Genomic DNA, 17,419 nt, shown 5'->3' with positions numbered 1-17,419 from the left:
ATTATTGTTTAATTCTTCGCTTTTCTTTCTAACTCCTTCAACTCAGAAATAAGCTGCTCTTTCTGCACATTTTCACCGATAATCACGATATTAAGCGGCATCTTCATCATTTCATTCATTAACATGGGCATGCCATACGAATATTGAAATAAGTATGGATACTGCGAATGAGTAAAAGCTACGTATCCTTTCATACGATAAACGGTATCAGGAAGGCTTCTCATCCACTCTTCAAAGTCCGTTTGCTTAATAGCTCCTTCAAACGAATAAACGATAGCGCTTAAATGTAAATGGTGATTCACATCAAGTTCTTGATGTGGATGGCTTTGTTTTCTTTTTAACTGCTGAAGCGAAGCAATGGACACTTCCGCTTGCTCCGTTAATAAGCATACTGCATCCCCATTGAGAGCTTGAATCGAATACAGAAGCTGAGCTGCCTCCATTTCAGTCACTAAATCTTTTTTATTCAGCAAAATAAAATCCGCATGATGAATTTGCTCTACTAACAGTTGACGCAGTTGTGGGGACAACTGCTCGCGATCTCGCCATCTTAATAAATCTACTACTGTAATGATGCCTTTATAAGCGAGTTTCTCAGCAAAAAGCGGAGACATAATCGCATCTAATACTTCAACCGGATGAGCTGCACCTGTTGTTTCAATATAAACTGCTTCCAGCTCATTTTCTGTTAATAATTCATGAAGCTGCACTTCCAATTTATCTTGAATCGTACAGCAAATACAGCCGCCAAATAGCTCTTTTAATGGAACATCATCGTCAATGAGTCCACTATCCACCGACACACTGCCAAGCTCATTCAACAATACAGCTACTTTTCGACCTGCTTCATTTTCTTGCTTTAAAATATTTCGTAATAATGTCGTTTTCCCGCTTCCAAGAAAACCACCTAATATGTATACTTCTGTCTCTTTCATTGTACTCTGCTCCTTATCTTTCACAAAAATAAACTTTATCGTACAAAGTGTATCATATTTCCACCAAAGTGCTAGCAGCATAGTCTATTGTATTCTTATGATAAATATTGTAAATAAAACCAAAATGCGATATATTGGTTTTATGAAAAATGATACTTTTAAACCAATTAAACGACTGTCCTTTCGTGATGAAGTATATTTTGCGTTAAAAAGAGCGATTACCTTGCTTGAACTGCAACCTGAGCAGCGTCTCAATGACAAAGAATTAGCAGAGGAATTTGGAATTAGCCGGACCCCCGTTCGCGAAGCCCTTAAACGGCTAGAGGACGAAGGGCTGGTAGAATCTATTCCTGGGTCTTCAACTCGGGTCGCTTCATTAAACATAGAGGAGGCAAAACATGGCGTAACGGTAATAGCAGCGCTACACGCTTTAGCTGCGCGTTTAGCGGTTCCATTATTGAAAGAATCAGATATTGATGAATTAGAGTATACGAATAAAACATTGCTACAATTCGCACAGAAAAAAGATATTATTCAAGCAATCGAAGCAGATGAATTATTTCATAATGTATTTTTAGATGTTGCTGGCAATCCAGAAATCATTCGAGCGCTCGAACCGATTGTTCCAAAAATCCAACGTTTAGAAATCGCACAATTTAATTCTGAAAAAAGTATTCAATCATTCGAACAGCATCAAAAAATTATTGAAGCTTGTCGCCAAAAAGATAGCGAGACGGCCGCTAGTCTTGTGGAGGAAAACTGGTTAAGTCTTCGAATATTACTACATCCACAGGAAGATTGAGGTGTCCGATGCGTCCAATTATATTAGGTATTTGTGCAGCATTCTTTTTTTCCGTGACGTTTATTTTAAATCGAGCAATGGAGTTATCGGGGGGAAGTTGGATTTGGAGTGCTTCACTACGATATTTTTTCATGGTTCCCTTTTTATTAGCAATTGTCATCGCTAGAAAAAACATACGCCCCCTCTTTCAAAATATGAAAGAACATTGGGGGCAGTGGATTTTATGGTCCTCTATCGGGTTTGGGTTATTTTATGCACCAATTTGCTTTGCTGCAGCATTCGCACCAGGATGGCTAACTGCAAGCACATGGCAAATTACGATTATTTCTGGTTCCTTGCTAGCACCACTTTTCTTTTTAACAGTTACAACACCGAATGGTTCCAAAAAAGTAAGAGGAAAAATACCGGTTCGTGGACTATTGATGTCGCTTATTATTTTACTCGGTATTGCTCTTATGCAGCTTGAACACGCGAGCTCTATTTCGTTAAAACACGTATTATTAGGAATCATTCCTGTCATTATTGCTTCCTTTGCCTACCCACTAGGAAATCGAAAAATGATGGATCTTTGTATGGGACGTTTAGATGCCTATCAACGAGTATTAGGCATGACATTGGCAAGTCTGCCTTTTTGGTTTATCCTTTCTCTTTATGGGCTGTTTACAGTAGGCGTACCTAGTATTGAACAAACGACTCAATCTTTGCTCGTTGCCATCTCTTCCGGCGTATTAGCGACGGTACTGTTCTTTCAAGCGACCGATTTAGTCAGAGGGAATATGCAAAAACTAGCTGCTGTTGAAGCGACTCAATCGCTTGAAGTTTTGTTCACTGTTGTTGGAGAGGTCCTATTACTATCAACGGTCTTCCCTTCCCTTTTATCATGGACTGGTATGTTCATCATTGTTATGGGCATGATTCTCCATAGCTATGTATCACATTATAAAACAACGAAACTTACAAACAATCAATTCGCGAAATCATAAGGCAAATCGATGAAATGCTCTATAGATTAAAGTAGAAAGGGGCACCCATTTTTGGAGTGCCCCCTCCTCTATTAAGCTTGTTGCTCACAATAAGAAAATTAGGTATATATCTTTTATTGTTTAATGGTAAATAACTTTAGCGCTTCAATTCGTTTCACGGCTTCTTGAAGTCTTTCTTCAGAAGTAAGTAACCCGACTCTGACATAGCCTTCACCAAATTGACCAAAGCCATTTCCTGGTGCAACGGCAACGTGAGCTTCATTTAATAAATAATCTGCAAAGCTCTCCGAAGTGAACCCTTCTGGAACTTTAAGCCAAGCAAAAAACGAAGCTTTCGGTGCCGTTACGTTCCAACCGATTGAACGTAGCCCATCGATAAACACACGACGGCGCCCTTCATATGTTGCCACCAATTCACGGACGCAATCTTGTGACTCAAGTAATGCTGTTGCAGCCGCTTCCTGAACAGCAGGGAATAAACTTACATATAGATGATCTTGAAGCAGTTCCAGTGCTTGAATCACACTTTTATTCCCAACAGCAAAGCCTACTCGCCAGCCTGCCATATTATATGTTTTAGACAGAGTATATACTTCAATCCCGATATCTTTTGCCCCTTCTGTTTGTAAAAAACTGCGCGGCTTTTCTCCATCGAAACCAATCGCTCCATAAGCAAAATCGTGCACAACACACATCGAATGTTCTTTCGCAACTGCAACCGTCTGCTCAAAAAATTCAGCCGTAGCACTTGCACCTGTTGGATTATTCGGATAATTAAGGAACATCATTTTCGCTTGTTGAACAATTTCACGGTCTAAGCTTGCGTAATCAGGTAAAAAGTCATTTTCCTCCAATAATGGCATAAATGCTGTTTTCACTTTCGCTAATGCAACACCTGATAAATAGTCTGGATATCCCGGGTCTGGAACGAGTACCGTGTCACCTGGGTTTAATAAGCATTGTGGAAGCTCTACTAACCCTGCTTTTCCGCCGAACAAAATTGCAACTTCTGTATCAGGGTCTAACACTACTCCATGCTCTCTTTCATAATAAGCACAAGCCGCTTCCTTCAAATATTGATGACCGCGAAACGGAGAATATTTATGATTCAACGGTTTCTCTGCAGCTATTTGTAAACTTTTCACTATATGTTCTGGCGTTGGCTGATCTGGATTTCCCTGTCCTAAATTAATGACATCATGTCCCTGCGCTTGAATGCTATTAACTTTCGCAACAAGCGAGGCAAAAAATTGTTTCGGTAATGTTTTTAATAATTCGGATTGTTCAAATTGAAACATTCGTGCACCTTCTCTGAAATTTCTTGAAATTATAATCAAAAATGATATATGTTTATGATAATGTTGTAAAGAACTTTTTCAAACTGTGGAGGTATAAATTATGAACTGGAACATTGCCTGTATTCAAATGGATATTGCTTTTGGAAAACCGGAAACAAACTATACAGCAGCAGAACAACTTATTGAGCAGGCTGTTCAATCGAAGCCGGATGTCCTCATTTTACCAGAGCTATGGACTACCGGATATGATTTAACACGCTTAGAAGAAATCGCCGACGTGGAAGCAAAAGAAACGATTTCATTTTTACAAAAAATCGCCAAGAAATATCACGTACATCTCGTTGGAGGATCCATCGCAAAAAAAACAAACGACGGCATTTATAACACAATGCTTATGATTAATAATAAAGGAGAATTCGTCAAAGATTACGATAAACTTCACTTATTTCAATTGATGGATGAACATCATTTCCTGCAACCTGGTGAAAGGGATGGTTTATTTACATTTGATGACAAACTGTGTGCCGGCTTCATTTGCTACGATATCCGCTTCCCTGAATGGCTTCGTGCACATACTACAAAAGGAGCAGAAGTATTGTTTGTGTCAGCAGAATGGCCGAAACCTCGATTAGATCACTGGCGTGCGCTGTTAATTAGCCGTGCAATTGAAAATCAAGCGTATGTGGTAGCCGTTAATCGAACAGGTTCAGATCCGAATAACATATTTGCCGGACATTCATTAATCATTGATCCATGGGGTGAGATTATTAATGAAGCAGGTGAAGGGGTCGAAATCTTAACAGGAACTATTGATTTTACTAAAGTACGAGAAGTGCGTAATAAAATTCCTGTGTTTGCCGACCGACGTCCGGAATTTTATTAATTTTTTATATTGACAATGTTTTAGGAATATTGTTATTATTTTTCCAAGCTAACTATAATTTATTAAAAATGAAAAATATACGTTCTCTTATCAAGAGCAGGCTGAGGGATATGGCCCTATGACGCCCAGCAACCGACCGCAATATGTGGAGAAATAATCCGCAAGGCACGGTGCTAATTCCATCAGAAAGAATTCTTTCTGAAAGATAAGAGGTTTGAATCATCATTTCAAAGCCTCTTTCTTAAATGGAAAGAGGTTTTTTACTTGCCTAAACGATAATCTGGAGGGATTATATTGACACAAACACAAGGCTCGTTCGAATTATTAACGAATGAAACAGCGATTGCACTCATACAAAAGCTAGAATTATTAGATAAAGACGCGACATTAACTTGCCGCAAAATTGGAGCTGGCACGTTCAATTATGTTTTTCATGTCGCAGATAACGCAACTAATAAAGGGGTTATTATTAAACAAGCTGTTCCCTATGCAAAAGTGCTAGGTGAAAGCTGGCCGCTTACATTAAAACGAGCAGCTATTGAAGCAGATGCCTTACTTACATTCGGAAGCTATTGTCCCGAATATGTCCCAAAAGTGTATTATGCAGATAAACAGCTTGCCATTACGGTCATGGAAGACTTATCACATGTAAAGATTGCTCGCACTGGTCTTATTGAAGGCGAAAGCTATCCTCTTATTTCACAGCATATTGGCGAATATGCAGCCAAAACTTTATTTTACACATCCGACTATTACTTAGAATCAACGACAAAAAAAGAAATCGCACGTGCCTTCACAAATCCAGAACTGTGTAAAATTACAGAAAACCCCATCTTTACCGGCCCATTCTTTGAGCATACACCAACCGACTATGAAGTGGAATTATCCGAGATTGTAGAAACGTTATGGAACGACCATGAATTAAAACTAGAAGTGGCAAAATTGAAAAAAATATTTATGAGCGAACAAGAAGCTCTATTGCATGGCGATTTACATACAGGACACATTTTGGCAAGCGAAAGCGAAACAAAAGTCATCGCCCCTGAATTTGCCTTCTATGGTCCAATCGGCTTTGATGCAGGACAATTTATTGCTAATCTCCTTTTCCAAGCTGTTACACGTGAAGAAGCGGATCAAGAGATTATTCTTTCTCATATTCAGACATTTTGGTCAACTTTTACAGGCACTTATTCAACATTATGGAGTAATGAAAACCATGATGAATTTAAAAACATTGATGGCCTATTATCTTATGTTTTACAAAAAGCGAAAGCGGACAGCTTTGGATTTGCTGGCTGGGAATTAATTAGAAGAGCAAGCGGACTTTCACCTGTAATCGATTTAGATGGAATTGCTAATATGGACCAACGAATTAACGTTAAAACAAACGCGCTTATCATTGGAACTCACTTAGTAAAAAATCGCAGCACACTGGATATTCCAACTGTTATTGAATTAGTAAAACAAGTAACTTGCTCTTCCTATTCAACTCTTTAAAAAAGATTAACTATGACCCAAACAACTTTGTCTTGCTTGGTGCAATGAAATGATTCCTATATTACCCTTTTAAATCAACAAGCATTACGGGATGTATTAATCTTTAATTCCATACAGAAAATAGAATGATTAGTCCGAACTATCGCGACAATATTCCCTAGTTTGTAGTAAGAGACTGCTTCTAAGCAGCCTCTTTTATATAGATTATACGTTATCGCGAAAACATCGTAGTCATACACGTATCTCATATAACAGGACTTACTCAAAAAACTCCTGTAAAGCCTGTTGATTTTTCTCAAAGTCTATAGATAAAACGGCACCAGCATGCGGATACATTTCGTTTGTATAGCTGTCATTAACAGGAATGCGCAACGTCTTAATCGAATCGACAGGGTGAAACATCGCTTGGGAACTTAATACAAACATCGTTTTCATTCCAATATCTGTTTCTACATATGTCAGCGCTTCTTCAATCATCCCTGGTAAAGCAACAATTCCATCCACGTTAGACAGCTGCTGAATTAACTGATCTTTTAACTGCACCAACACTTCTTGCTGTCGTTCAACACGACCAAAATCACTTTCATTATCATGGCGAAAACGAACATACTTTAAAATCTGCTCCCCATGCAACACATTTTCTCCACTGCTCGCTGCAATGCTCATGTCTGAAATCATCTCTGGTTTAACATCTACAGTAAGCCCGTCTGGTGCAATTAAGTCCACTATATTAACAAATCCTTGAAAGTCAATGACTGCAACATGGTCTACGTTGATGTTAAAATTCTCTAAAATCGTTTTTTTCATTAACTCGCTTCCACCATAATAATAAGCCGCATTAATTTTATGATATCCTTTTTCATACCCTGGAATTTTCACATAACTATCTCTCATAATAGAAGCTAACTTAATCTGCCCTTGTTTTGGCTCATAACGGGCAAGCAAGACCGCATCTGCACGCGAATCCTCTTCTCCACGAGAATCCACACCAATTAAAAGAAATGTTTTGGCCGTTTCTTTTTTCGAATCCATATGTTGGTTTCGTTCTATATTAGGTATAGGTGAAGCCACACAACCAGCTAACATCGTAAAGAGTGCACAGATTAGCAATACCTTTCTTTTCATTATCGTCACCTCGGCTTCAAAACTATCCATATTTTCCCCAAAAGTCCTCCTTCTAATACAGAAAAAGCTTAGTAACTGATTTAGCGTTACTAAGCTTCCCCTTAACCTCACCTTAATAGCGAGATCCTCGCTAAGTGAAATTGCACTTTATTTCATTTCTTTTTTCAACTCTTTTATAGCCCGCTTCACTTGCGTGTCATTCTTCAAAATTTTGTCGCGTAGTTCTTGCATTAATGTAACCGTCGTCTTATCTTCCATGATACCTGTTACTTTCAACTCATGATCCTGCTGGAATTTTTCTACCGCTGCCTTTGTTTGTTCATCAAAGACCGTATCAACCGTTCCCGGATTATAACCAAGCTCTTTTAACATATCTTCAGCTGCTTTCACTTCTGCTGAAGCATCCGATACTTTTAAGGCCTCATCTGGTGAAATATAAGGAAGACTTGCATAATCGGGCAGCTTGACCTCAATATCTGGCTTAATCCCCTTCTTATGAATCCAATTTCCTTCCGGTGTTAACCATTTATAAGAAGTGAATTTGAAATTCGAGCCATCTTTGAAATCTTGAGCATTTTGTACAGTTCCTTTACCAAATGACTTCACGCCAATTAATGGAATGTTCGCTGATTCACTCACCGCTGCGGCTACGATTTCAGAGGCACTCGCACTTCCATCATCAATTAACACAACGACTGGTAATGTGAACTCACCATCGTTTTCCGATTTATGAATCTCTTTATTTCCATTACGATCTTCGATTTGCAGCACAATTTCACCCTTTGGCACAAAGATGCTGGCCATTTTTATAGCCTCTGGTAAAAGTCCACCAGGATTACCGCGCAAATCTAAAATTAAGCCCTTCATATCTTTCTTGCTCATTTCATCAAGAGCCGTATTTAATTCATCAACTGTATGCTCTGAAAAGCTTGTCACAGCAATTTTCGCAATCCCATCGTCGAGCATTTCTGAATAGACGGTTTCAACTGGAATTGTATCTCGGACGATTGTAATCGATACGGGCTTCGCTTCTCCCTCTCGAGAAATCGTCAGCTCAACTTTTGTCCCTTTTTCCCCTCTAATCTTCAGAACCGCTTCAGTAGAACTTAAGCCTTCTATGCTTTTACCATCCACGCTCATAATGATATCGTTCGGCTTCACACCTGCTTTTTCAGCTGGTGATCCTTTAATAGGTGACACAACCATAATTTTTCCATCTTGTTCTTGGATTTCAGCACCAATTCCTTCAAAAGAAGAAGAAATACTTTCATTGAAGCTTTTTGCTTCCTCCTGGTCCATATAAGTAGAGTATGGATCTTCCAGTCCTTCAAGCATACCAGCAATCGCACCATTTACGAGTTTTTCATCATCAACTTCCTGATAATATTCCTTTTTAATCGTATCATACGTCGAATACAATTTTTCAAATTGAGGATATTGGCTCGGAGCGATAGATTGCACTTTTTCATCCCCAAATGTGAGAGCAACCGTTGTAATACCTGCCGTTAAGAAGATTAACAAAAACCCCCCCATAATCAAGGGAAACTTTTTAATTTTGAAATATCTTCCTGAATCTTTCTCTTCTCGATGTTCTTTGTTTTCCTCTTGCATTCATACTTCACCACTTTCATGTATCACTGCTATGTATAACAATACCCCTATTTTATCAGTTTTATTGTGAAACGGAAATTATAAGTTATGAGCAGAGCTTATAAACACCGTGCCTTTAGAAAGGTTAGGTATCAAAACTTTTATATTAACAGCTATAAATCCTGATTAAACAAAAACGAGCACTATAAAAATCGCACTTAACAAAGCAAAGTTAAGGCTATTTATAGATGCTCGCCTTATAAAGTAAAACTTTCATTAGTGGGAGTCTTACTACCCGTTAAGTGTAGAATAACAATTTCACGCTTCCTGAATCGCAGCTTCGAGCGCTACTTCAATCATATCACTGAATGTTGTTTGACGTTCCTCAGCCGTCGTCTCTTCTCCTGTTAAAATATGATCAGAGATCGTAAGAACAGACAATGCTTGACGACCAAACTTTGCAGCTAATGTATATAAAGCAGCCGTTTCCATTTCAATTGCTAATATTTGATACTTCGCCCACTTCTCTAAATCACTATTATCATTATAAAAATGATCAGCTGTAAACACATTTCCTACTTTCAACTGTAACCCTTTCGCCACACCTGCATCGTACGCTTTACGCAATAAATCGAAATCCGCTGTTGGTGCGTAATCAATACCGCCAAACGTTAAGCGGTTCATTTGTGAATCAGTCGAAGCACTCATCGCTAAAATCACATCGCGCACCTTTACATCCTTTTGAATCGCACCAGCTGTACCAACGCGAATTAATTTTTGAGCATTATAACTACTGATTAATTCATTCACATAAATAGAAATTGAAGGAACGCCCATGCCTGTCCCTTGAACAGAAATACGTTTTCCTTTATAGGTGCCTGTATAGCCGAACATATTTCGCACTTCATTATAAAGCTTAGCATCTTCTAAAAACGTTTCAGCAATATATTTCGCACGCAATGGATCTCCTGGAAGAAGAACCGTTTCGGCAATTTCATTTGGCGCTGCTCCAATATGTACACTCATTCTTATATCCTCCTCTAATGAAAAAATTATCCATTTACATACTATAACATATAATTCTTACGTAAAAAAATATGTGCCTCGTTGATGTTACCTTTCTAAAATTCCCCCTAAAAGTAGAAACACCCTATACAATATTTTAACATCTAAAAAAGGTATAAGATTCACCTTTAAAGGATAATAATGGAAATTATATCGGACATCAGGAGGGTAAGAAATTGAAAGAGGAACTAAAGATTTTTTTCAAAATTTTCACTACGACCAAAGATGCAATTGAAAAGTTTATGAATATGCTAAATCCTGTCATTCAAAATGCCAGCGATGATCATGAACGGCTGTATTATCATCATATTTACGAAGAAGAAGAACAACGACTATCGCGTTTAGTAGAACTTATTCCACTAATAAGTAAATTTGAACAAGAAAAAGACGAGAAAGATTTCACACCCACGAACAATGAATTCAATCGCCTTTTGCAAGAATTAAATCTGGAAAAATTCGGATTACACAATTTCGTTGAGCACCTTGATTTAGCACTTTTTCGATTTACTGATACAGAACGAAGTACTCTATTAAACGAACTGAGAGTTGTTTCATATCGAGATTATCAACAGGTCAAAGAATTGTTAAATGAAATCAATACACGATTTGACCATGACTACGTTGACCCACATGCGCATCATGATGAACATCATGATCATTTAGCGCGGCCTGTTTCTCCAACAGTAGTTACCCAGTCTAAAAGAAAAAAAGGATTTACTGTGGGAAGTTTATTGTAAGGAATAGAAAAGGAGGAAGGAAGAATGAGTAAGTATGAATTATTTCCAGATTCACCGCTAACAGATCAAGAATTCTCACAATTAGACCAAACGGTAATCGATTCGGTAAGAAGGCAGTTGGTTGGACGCCGTTTTATCGAACTGTACGGTCCTCTTGGAAAAGGAATGCAAAGTATTTTTAATGATATTTTTATGGAAAACTATGAAGCAAAAATGGATTTCCAGGGATCATTTGATCTGAATATTGAATCTAGCAAACGAGTAAATTATACCATCCCATTGCTTTATAAAGATTTCGTTTTATACTGGCGTGATTTGGAGCAAGCGAAAGTGTTAGATATCCCGATAGATTTTTCAGTAGCTGCAAATGCAGCCCGTGATGTTGCTTTATTAGAAGATCAGATGATTTTTCATGGGTCAAAGGAATTTGAAATTCCCGGACTTATGAATGTTAAAGGTCGATTGACACAATTACTTGGAAATTGGTATGAATCAGGTAATGCCTTTCAGGATGTAGTGGACGCAAGGAATAAATTACTTGAGATGAAGCATAATGGACCGTTTGCCCTTGTGCTCTCACCAGAGCTATATTCATTATTGCATCGTGTACATAAGGATACAAACGTTCTTGAAATTGAACATGTTCGGGAACTTGTTACAGATGGGGTCTTCCAATCACCAGTTTTAAAAGGAAAAACGGGAGTTCTTGTCAATACAGGGAAAAACAATTTGGATCTTGCCGTGTCAGAAGACTTTGATACAGTTCACCTGGGAGAAGAAGGAATGAATCATCCATTCCGTGTTTATGAAACAGTTGTTTTACGGATTAAACGCCCATCCGCAATTTGCACACTGGAAGACCCTGAGACTTAATGGTATCAATGAATAAAAGAGCATGGACTGTCGGCTCCCTTATTCCAGGAAGTATAATTCAAAAGCGTACAATCCAAAAGCAACTTGTAAAACCTGATTCATCCGGTCGACAAATTTGCAGCCGTAACAACATCATTGTTCAGCAACATGAAAACAGATTTGAAATTCAGCCTGCGGAAGGGAAATTACTAGATGTTGCTTTAAACCAGGGAAAGGCATTGCAATATAAATGCCGAAAAGGAACTTGTGGATTATGTACAGTAAAAATTATTGAGGATGGCCCTGGATTATCTGAGCCAAATGAAAAAGAGCAAAAAAAGCTAAAGAAAACGTTAAACAACGGTCTTCGATTGGCTTGCCAGGCAGAAATTCCTTTATTAGAAAAACAAACTTATCTCCCTAATGGCGAAAGTCGATGTACGTAAAGGTTATGGATTTGAGAGCTCTCATATCTTTACTATTGTCCGCTTCATATAAATTCTAATCGTACAAAAAAACAAGGTTCCTTATAGGACCTTGTTTTTCATGCAAATAAGCGTTTGTTTATATGAATTAACTTTTCTTCAAGTGGAAACGGAAGGACAATATTGTGGTTTTTCAATTCTTTTATACTAATATCCCTGACAAGTTTTAACGCCTCTTGCTTAAAAGTATGGGTAACGAAACCGGCATTTACGTCACATAATTTTTGTAAGTATTGCATGGTATCCTGCAGCAATAATTGTTTCACATGCATATTATTCAGCTGACAAATCAATTTATGCTGCAATCCTTTTATTACAGCAATTTGATCAACATGTGCAATAATGTTTGTTCCCTCTTCATCCATAAAACATACGGAAACATAGTGACCTTTGGAGATATCAACATTTATAAACACAGGATTTTGATAAGATTCACCAGAAGTTAATCTTATCATGTCTGCTTCTGCGGCTCCGCCTATTTTACGGTGATTTGAAATAACAGTATGAATATCTTTCAACCCATATAGCATGTTAATCATGTTGTTCCCCCCGAAAAAATATCTGATATATGTCTACTTTCAATTTTATAGATAATGAGAATCATTGTCAATTTATATTTATTCATGATACATAGGATTCTTTCCAACATAGTTTTATCTTTACCAATAAACTCTGCTAGCCCCTTTGTATCATTCCTTTACCCTCCTATACAATAACAGTCCATTGCGTTATCATAACTTTTTATATAAAAAAATGTAAACACCAAGAAGGGTTTGAGGGAATAAGAGAGAATAATTAATAACTGAAATCTTAAAAGATTACATCCACTTTAAAAGGAGGTGAATAATATGGCACATGGCGTATTATGCGAAGTAAATAGCTGTAAAAACTGGGAACAAGGAAATAAATGTACGGCTGATTTAATTTATGTAGGAAACCTTGAGAAGAGACAAACATCTGAAAGTGAAGAAACAGGCTGTAAAACCTTTGAACCTTCTAGTTCATAAAAAATACCTCTAAGATTTCATCAGTTAACAACAACTTTTATTTTCTGCTATCAAATCTTCTATGTTACATTCAAAAAATAAAGTAAGTATCAATGACCTCGAATATGTTATACGATAACATGAGGTGTGATACTACAGCTCCAGATGTTCTTTGTAGGTCATAAGGGCAAACAAGTATCCAATCTCCAATCAGTGAAGAAACAGATTACAAAACATTCATACCAGAAGCTTTTGCTTAATTTTCTAAGGGTAACTATTTTGAGGTTACCCTTCATTATTCATGTTCATAGAATTTTTTCATATTAAAAAAAGGCATAGAATAAAAGATTTTTATTTCGGCTTTTCTATTACAATACAGACAAGAACGGTGACAATCTTTGATTTTTTTCACATGAGGAATAGTAAGACGTTTTAATCCTTCCTTAACATGCTTGTGACACACCATTAACATATCATGTTCCCCCCCTTTTAGAACTGTATATGTATATAAAGTCACTGCATCGATTTATTAATAACAATTTTTCACAAAAGGAGTTTTTTTATCAATATCATTTAACATAACCTAAAATAAAGAAAAACCCGAATGATTCGGATTTTCCTTTACTACATAAATTAAATATATCGAATTAAAAAATCATTGATTCTATGCTTCATGTTCGGAATATCATGACTTGTTAAAGATAAACGAACATTCTTTTCACTATCGCCAAACAACGCAGCAAAACCACGAGACTTACGATCCAATTCGACTAATACTTCTAACGCCTGATCATTTTTCACAAAAAATACGAATTCAAGCTCCTTTAAGCGGCCGCGAAAGGCTCCGCTAACCGGTACAAATTCGAATTCTTGAAAATAAGGCGCATATGTACGAAAACGAAAAGGAGCTTCCTCACAATCCACTTCTCGTAATCGAAACCCTAATTCCTTTACAGCATGTAAAACAGAATCAATTAGTGGATTGGCCACGACTCTAATATAATCCTGATCCGTAGGGTCGATGGCATTTTTTATATCCATTCCTGTTTTAATCCAAATTTTTGTCTTTCCGTAAGTAAGAGGTGTTTCAAATGGAAGTTGAAAGCTGAAAGGGATTTCTTTCGTTTCATTTGGTCCAATTACGAAAGGTTGAGTAATTAAATACCGGTTAATGGTCGCTGTCTTTTGATACGTATGATCATCGTTTTCAACTTCATAATTCGTATGTAGCGTTAAATAAATTTCGTCAATTTTCTGTTCAACTGTTCCACCTTGAACGTCAATGACTCCTGAAACTGTTTCCCCAAGCGTATATTGACTTTTTTCCAACTTCGTATCCACTTTTGCATTGCCAATACCTATACTCGCTAACATCTTATTAAAAACCGACATCCTCATCACTCCTACTTTATAGAATATAAACTATCTTTATTATAAATGAATACTTCTAAAGCATGTCTAGTCGTTTGTTAGAAAACTGTGTCAAATGGATACCTCAATATAAAACGACGGATTACTCCGCCGTCATGTATTCTATGAAAAGTAAGGAATTCGGTATCGATTATTCTTCTAATTCCTCATCAATGATGCACTTTTGGATTAAATAATCGAATGTGATGTCAGCAAGATCTTCGGCTTCTAACTCTGTTGGAGCATAACCTCTTTTCAGCAATTCTACAAAAAAGAATTCTGCAATTTCTTCTGTATCAATAATAACCTCAATTTCTCGCATACCATCGCCCCCTCCATACAAGTTCTATGATAATTGCTAAACGAATATTCATAAAATTACTATTTCTAAGAGTTCGTTTTCTTTTTCTTACGATTCGGGTACAACTCTTCAGCTGCTCTACGAATTTTCCCAAGAGCAATATTCATAATATGCTGATATTCATCATCACCAAATTCTTTAAATAATCGATTATAATCATTATATAAATCTAACAAGCCATCAATATGTTGTTTTTGCTCTTTAGTTGTCATTTTCTTATTCCTCTCACCTTTACGAGGATTATTTAGCTTCGGCTGCTCTTTTTCTTTTTTATGTGCAGAGTATAATATCTCTAATTTTTGAATAATCGCTTCTGCTCGCTTGGCATCAGCTATTAATGTCATTTCCTCTTCATGTGCCTCAAGCCATTCTCCGTCAGAAATCCGCGTTAATTCGTAAATGACATCTTCCCAAGCGCTGTCTTTATAACGCCAAATCTCTGTCCGGTAACCAACAATTTTAAAGTAATCGTACTCATACCCATCGACTTGTACTAAATCGCCTAATAAAAATTTATATTCAATATTAATTTGTTCCTTCTCAAAAACAATTTCTCCATCATAATCATCAATATGCTCCAGGGTACTCTCCACATAAAGTCCATCGCTGTAGTTTACTTCATATACATAAGTACCATCGAGAAACTTTACATCTGTGATTTTACCGACTGTCCCATACATTTTGATGATGATTGTATCACCAACCTTAAACTTCGGCTCCTTTTTCTTTCCCATCAGCGACATCTCCTCAAATGGTCCCCTACCGAGTAATTACTAAAGTATATGCTTCAATAAGGATAGACGTTAATAGAAAAAGGTAGGCATTCTCCCAAATTACACATAAAGAAAGCGCAATCTAAAGATTGTGCTTTCAACCTTTAGACTGCGCTTTCTTCGTAATTACGATAGAGAGTTCAGCACATTTAACATAAAGCGATGCCAAATTACTCATCTGCTATAGTAAGAAGAGGCTTTTAAAATAGCTCTTCCTCTATAGGACATTTCACCATAGCCCTTCTTCGGATTGCATGAATATATCCCATGCCTCATCAAAAACAGACATACTTTCTAAATAATCCACATTCATTTCTAAATAGCGGCTTAGCTCATCATAGTCAACCGATTGCTTTGGAAAACTATGATCCAAAAAAGCATGATTAGCAAATTTAGTAATTGCATCAACCTCTTTCGGTTGTCGATAAGTCATTAGAAATGTATAAAACGACTTCATATTCATTCCCCACTCTTCAAATAGATGATTGTTGCTTTACTATATCGAAACTCTCAGAGCACGTCTACACTTTTTAACCCGATTCCAAAATTACCTTTATATAGAATTTACACATCATAATTGTTAATCATTCCATCATTTGAAACCGCGGTTACACACATCTTTCAGCATAGCCATTATATAAAAACCTTTCCATTCTATAGGTTATTATTAATTAATAAAATTGTTGTCAGCCAAACATCCAATTACTTTTAATCATTGAATTCAGTCTCTTACTCTATATAATCAACCTCTACCTGAGCGGAATGTAATTGTTGTTGTTCTAGATTCCATTCAAACGTGATAATAGCTGATTGTTTGGATTGATGAGTGAACACCCGTTCACCATTTTTGATAAGCGAACTTTCCGCTTGCCAAAAACTAACGGTTGCGTCTTCTCCCGTACGGTTACAAACGATAATGGGCAATCCTGTCTCAATGGACCTTTGCTCCCATTCTCCATTCGGACCATGTAACCCTGGTCCCCATGAAGCCGGTGCTATAATGATTTCTGCACCTTTCTGATATAATCGCTCAGCAACATTGGTTGTATAAGCGTCTGCACAAATCATAATCCCTACGTGTATATCATCTATTGTAATCGGCTCAATCACTTTACCGGCTGTAGACCAACCATCCGATAAAACATTAATCTTTCTTTGCTTCCCTATTATTTGACCGTTTGAATCAATCACAAATACTGAATTATAATACTTCCCATCTTCCCCTTTTTCAGGACTACCTAGAAAGACTGTTGTATCGATAGATTTTACTAATTGACAAAAACTGTTCATCCATGAATTTGGTTGACATTCAATCCAATCTGTTCCAATCTTATGCCGAAATTGTAATCCGCTTACACTAAGCTCAGGCGTAATAATCCAGTCTACTTCTTTATTGGACGCAAGCTTTACAGAACGTTCAATCAATTCTTGGTTATATCTTATATCCCCTGCAATCGGCAATAAATGCAATAGGGCAATCTTTACTCTCTTCAATATAGTCACTCCATTCGATAAACCGTTTACTGAAACTACTACTATTTTAAACTAGGAAACTATTTCATACATCAAAAAATAAATTTGACTGACTGCTCTTCGTTTTACGTTATACGAATATAAAAGAATAACATAAAAATAAC

19 protein-coding genes and 1 riboswitch are annotated in these 17,419 nt (G+C 37.0%); of the genes, 8 read left to right on the top strand and 11 right to left on the bottom strand.

The window, feature by feature from the left end; genetic code table 11:
• Positions 1-8: 8 nt before the first annotated feature.
• Complete coding sequence (locus tag ACE199_RS10425) at positions 9-935, bottom strand: CobW family GTP-binding protein (RefSeq protein WP_252282489.1); 927 nt, start codon at positions 933-935, stop codon at positions 9-11.
• 142 nt (positions 936-1,077) lie between these two features.
• On the opposite strand from ACE199_RS10425, the gene ACE199_RS10420 reads away from it, so the two are divergent.
• Both ACE199_RS10420 and ACE199_RS10415 read left to right on the top strand, forming a co-directional pair.
• Positions 1,078-1,737 carry a GntR family transcriptional regulator gene (locus tag ACE199_RS10420; RefSeq protein ID WP_375349691.1) on the top strand — a complete coding sequence of 220 codons (660 nt, stop codon included), beginning with the start codon at positions 1,078-1,080 and terminating at the stop codon, positions 1,735-1,737.
• A gap of 8 nt (positions 1,738-1,745) precedes the next feature.
• Complete coding sequence (locus tag ACE199_RS10415) at positions 1,746-2,720, top strand: DMT family transporter (protein ID WP_375349690.1); 975 nt, start codon at positions 1,746-1,748, stop codon at positions 2,718-2,720.
• Positions 2,721-2,833: 113 nt separating this feature from the next.
• On the opposite strand, the gene ACE199_RS10410 is transcribed toward ACE199_RS10415, so the two are convergent.
• On the bottom strand, positions 2,834-4,018 hold the full coding sequence (locus tag ACE199_RS10410; RefSeq protein WP_375349689.1) for a pyridoxal phosphate-dependent aminotransferase: 1,185 nt from the start codon (positions 4,016-4,018) through the stop codon (positions 2,834-2,836).
• A 100-nt stretch (positions 4,019-4,118) separates the two neighbouring features.
• On the opposite strand from ACE199_RS10410, the gene ACE199_RS10405 reads away from it, so the two are divergent.
• A complete protein-coding gene (locus ACE199_RS10405) occupies positions 4,119-4,901 on the top strand; it encodes a carbon-nitrogen family hydrolase (RefSeq protein ID WP_375349688.1) in 783 nt (260 codons plus the stop codon).
• Between the two features lie 84 nt (positions 4,902-4,985).
• A riboswitch (SAM riboswitch) is annotated at positions 4,986-5,113 on the top strand.
• Between the two features lie 79 nt (positions 5,114-5,192).
• A complete protein-coding gene (gene mtnK / locus ACE199_RS10400) occupies positions 5,193-6,398 on the top strand; it encodes an S-methyl-5-thioribose kinase (protein WP_375349858.1) in 1,206 nt (401 codons plus the stop codon).
• A 258-nt stretch (positions 6,399-6,656) separates the two neighbouring features.
• On the opposite strand, the gene ACE199_RS10395 is transcribed toward mtnK, so the two are convergent.
• The 3 genes from ACE199_RS10395 to deoD all read right to left on the bottom strand — a co-directional run bounded on the left by ACE199_RS10395 (position 6,657) and on the right by deoD (position 10,139).
• Positions 6,657-7,523 (bottom strand): LCP family protein, encoded by an 867-nt coding sequence (locus ACE199_RS10395; RefSeq protein WP_375349687.1) that lies wholly within the window; start codon positions 7,521-7,523, stop codon positions 6,657-6,659.
• A gap of 147 nt (positions 7,524-7,670) precedes the next feature.
• Positions 7,671-9,134, bottom strand: a complete 1,464-nt coding sequence (locus ACE199_RS10390; RefSeq protein ID WP_375349686.1) for a lmo1851 family serine protease — start codon at positions 9,132-9,134, stop codon at positions 7,671-7,673.
• A 297-nt stretch (positions 9,135-9,431) separates the two neighbouring features.
• A complete protein-coding gene (gene deoD, locus ACE199_RS10385; protein ID WP_375349685.1) occupies positions 9,432-10,139 on the bottom strand; it encodes a purine-nucleoside phosphorylase in 708 nt (235 codons plus the stop codon).
• A gap of 215 nt (positions 10,140-10,354) precedes the next feature.
• On the opposite strand from deoD, the gene ACE199_RS10380 reads away from it, so the two are divergent.
• The 3 genes from ACE199_RS10380 to ACE199_RS10370 are packed head-to-tail and all read left to right on the top strand — an operon-like array spanning position 10,355 to position 12,213.
• Entirely contained in the window at positions 10,355-10,915 is a 561-nt protein-coding gene (locus tag ACE199_RS10380; protein ID WP_375349684.1) for an IMEF encapsulin system ferritin-like cargo protein, read from the top strand.
• A gap of 24 nt (positions 10,916-10,939) precedes the next feature.
• Positions 10,940-11,788 (top strand): family 1 encapsulin nanocompartment shell protein, encoded by an 849-nt coding sequence (locus ACE199_RS10375; RefSeq protein WP_375349683.1) that lies wholly within the window; start codon positions 10,940-10,942, stop codon positions 11,786-11,788.
• Positions 11,788-12,213: a 2Fe-2S iron-sulfur cluster-binding protein gene (locus ACE199_RS10370; RefSeq protein WP_375349682.1), complete on the top strand. Its 426-nt coding sequence runs from the start codon at positions 11,788-11,790 to the stop codon at positions 12,211-12,213. The genes ACE199_RS10375 and ACE199_RS10370 overlap by 1 nt, the downstream gene beginning before the upstream one ends.
• A gap of 98 nt (positions 12,214-12,311) precedes the next feature.
• Here ACE199_RS10370 and ACE199_RS10365 read toward each other — a convergent pair whose 3' ends face one another.
• Positions 12,312-12,791 carry a hypothetical protein gene (locus ACE199_RS10365; RefSeq protein ID WP_375349681.1) on the bottom strand — a complete coding sequence of 160 codons (480 nt, stop codon included), beginning with the start codon at positions 12,789-12,791 and terminating at the stop codon, positions 12,312-12,314.
• 309 nt (positions 12,792-13,100) lie between these two features.
• Here ACE199_RS10365 and ACE199_RS10360 point away from each other — a divergent pair, with 309 nt between their 5' ends.
• Complete coding sequence (locus tag ACE199_RS10360; protein WP_375349680.1) at positions 13,101-13,259, top strand: DUF1540 domain-containing protein; 159 nt, start codon at positions 13,101-13,103, stop codon at positions 13,257-13,259.
• 612 nt (positions 13,260-13,871) lie between these two features.
• Here the strand turns inward: ACE199_RS10360 and ACE199_RS10355 are convergent.
• The 5 genes from ACE199_RS10355 to ACE199_RS10335 all read right to left on the bottom strand — a co-directional run bounded on the left by ACE199_RS10355 (position 13,872) and on the right by ACE199_RS10335 (position 17,285).
• On the bottom strand, positions 13,872-14,630 hold the full coding sequence (locus ACE199_RS10355; protein ID WP_375349679.1) for a sporulation protein: 759 nt from the start codon (positions 14,628-14,630) through the stop codon (positions 13,872-13,874).
• Between the two features lie 169 nt (positions 14,631-14,799).
• Positions 14,800-14,970, bottom strand: a complete 171-nt coding sequence (locus ACE199_RS10350; RefSeq protein ID WP_119118782.1) for a YozD family protein — start codon at positions 14,968-14,970, stop codon at positions 14,800-14,802.
• Between the two features lie 65 nt (positions 14,971-15,035).
• Entirely contained in the window at positions 15,036-15,743 is a 708-nt protein-coding gene (locus ACE199_RS10345) for a hypothetical protein (protein WP_127760952.1), read from the bottom strand.
• Positions 15,744-16,011: 268 nt separating this feature from the next.
• The gene (locus ACE199_RS10340; RefSeq protein ID WP_127760953.1) at positions 16,012-16,239 is read right to left on the bottom strand and encodes a YozE family protein; all 228 of its coding nucleotides are present in this window, start codon (positions 16,237-16,239) and stop codon (positions 16,012-16,014) included.
• 272 nt (positions 16,240-16,511) lie between these two features.
• The gene (locus ACE199_RS10335; protein WP_375349678.1) at positions 16,512-17,285 is read right to left on the bottom strand and encodes a carbon-nitrogen hydrolase family protein; all 774 of its coding nucleotides are present in this window, start codon (positions 17,283-17,285) and stop codon (positions 16,512-16,514) included.
• Positions 17,286-17,419 lie beyond the last annotated feature (134 nt).

The organism is Peribacillus sp. Hz7, assembly GCF_042136355.1.
GTDB lineage: Bacteria > Bacillota > Bacilli > Bacillales > DSM-1321 > Peribacillus > Peribacillus asahii_A.
Note: the sequence above shows the minus strand (reverse complement) of the source record. Positions and strands in the feature narration are given on the sequence as shown.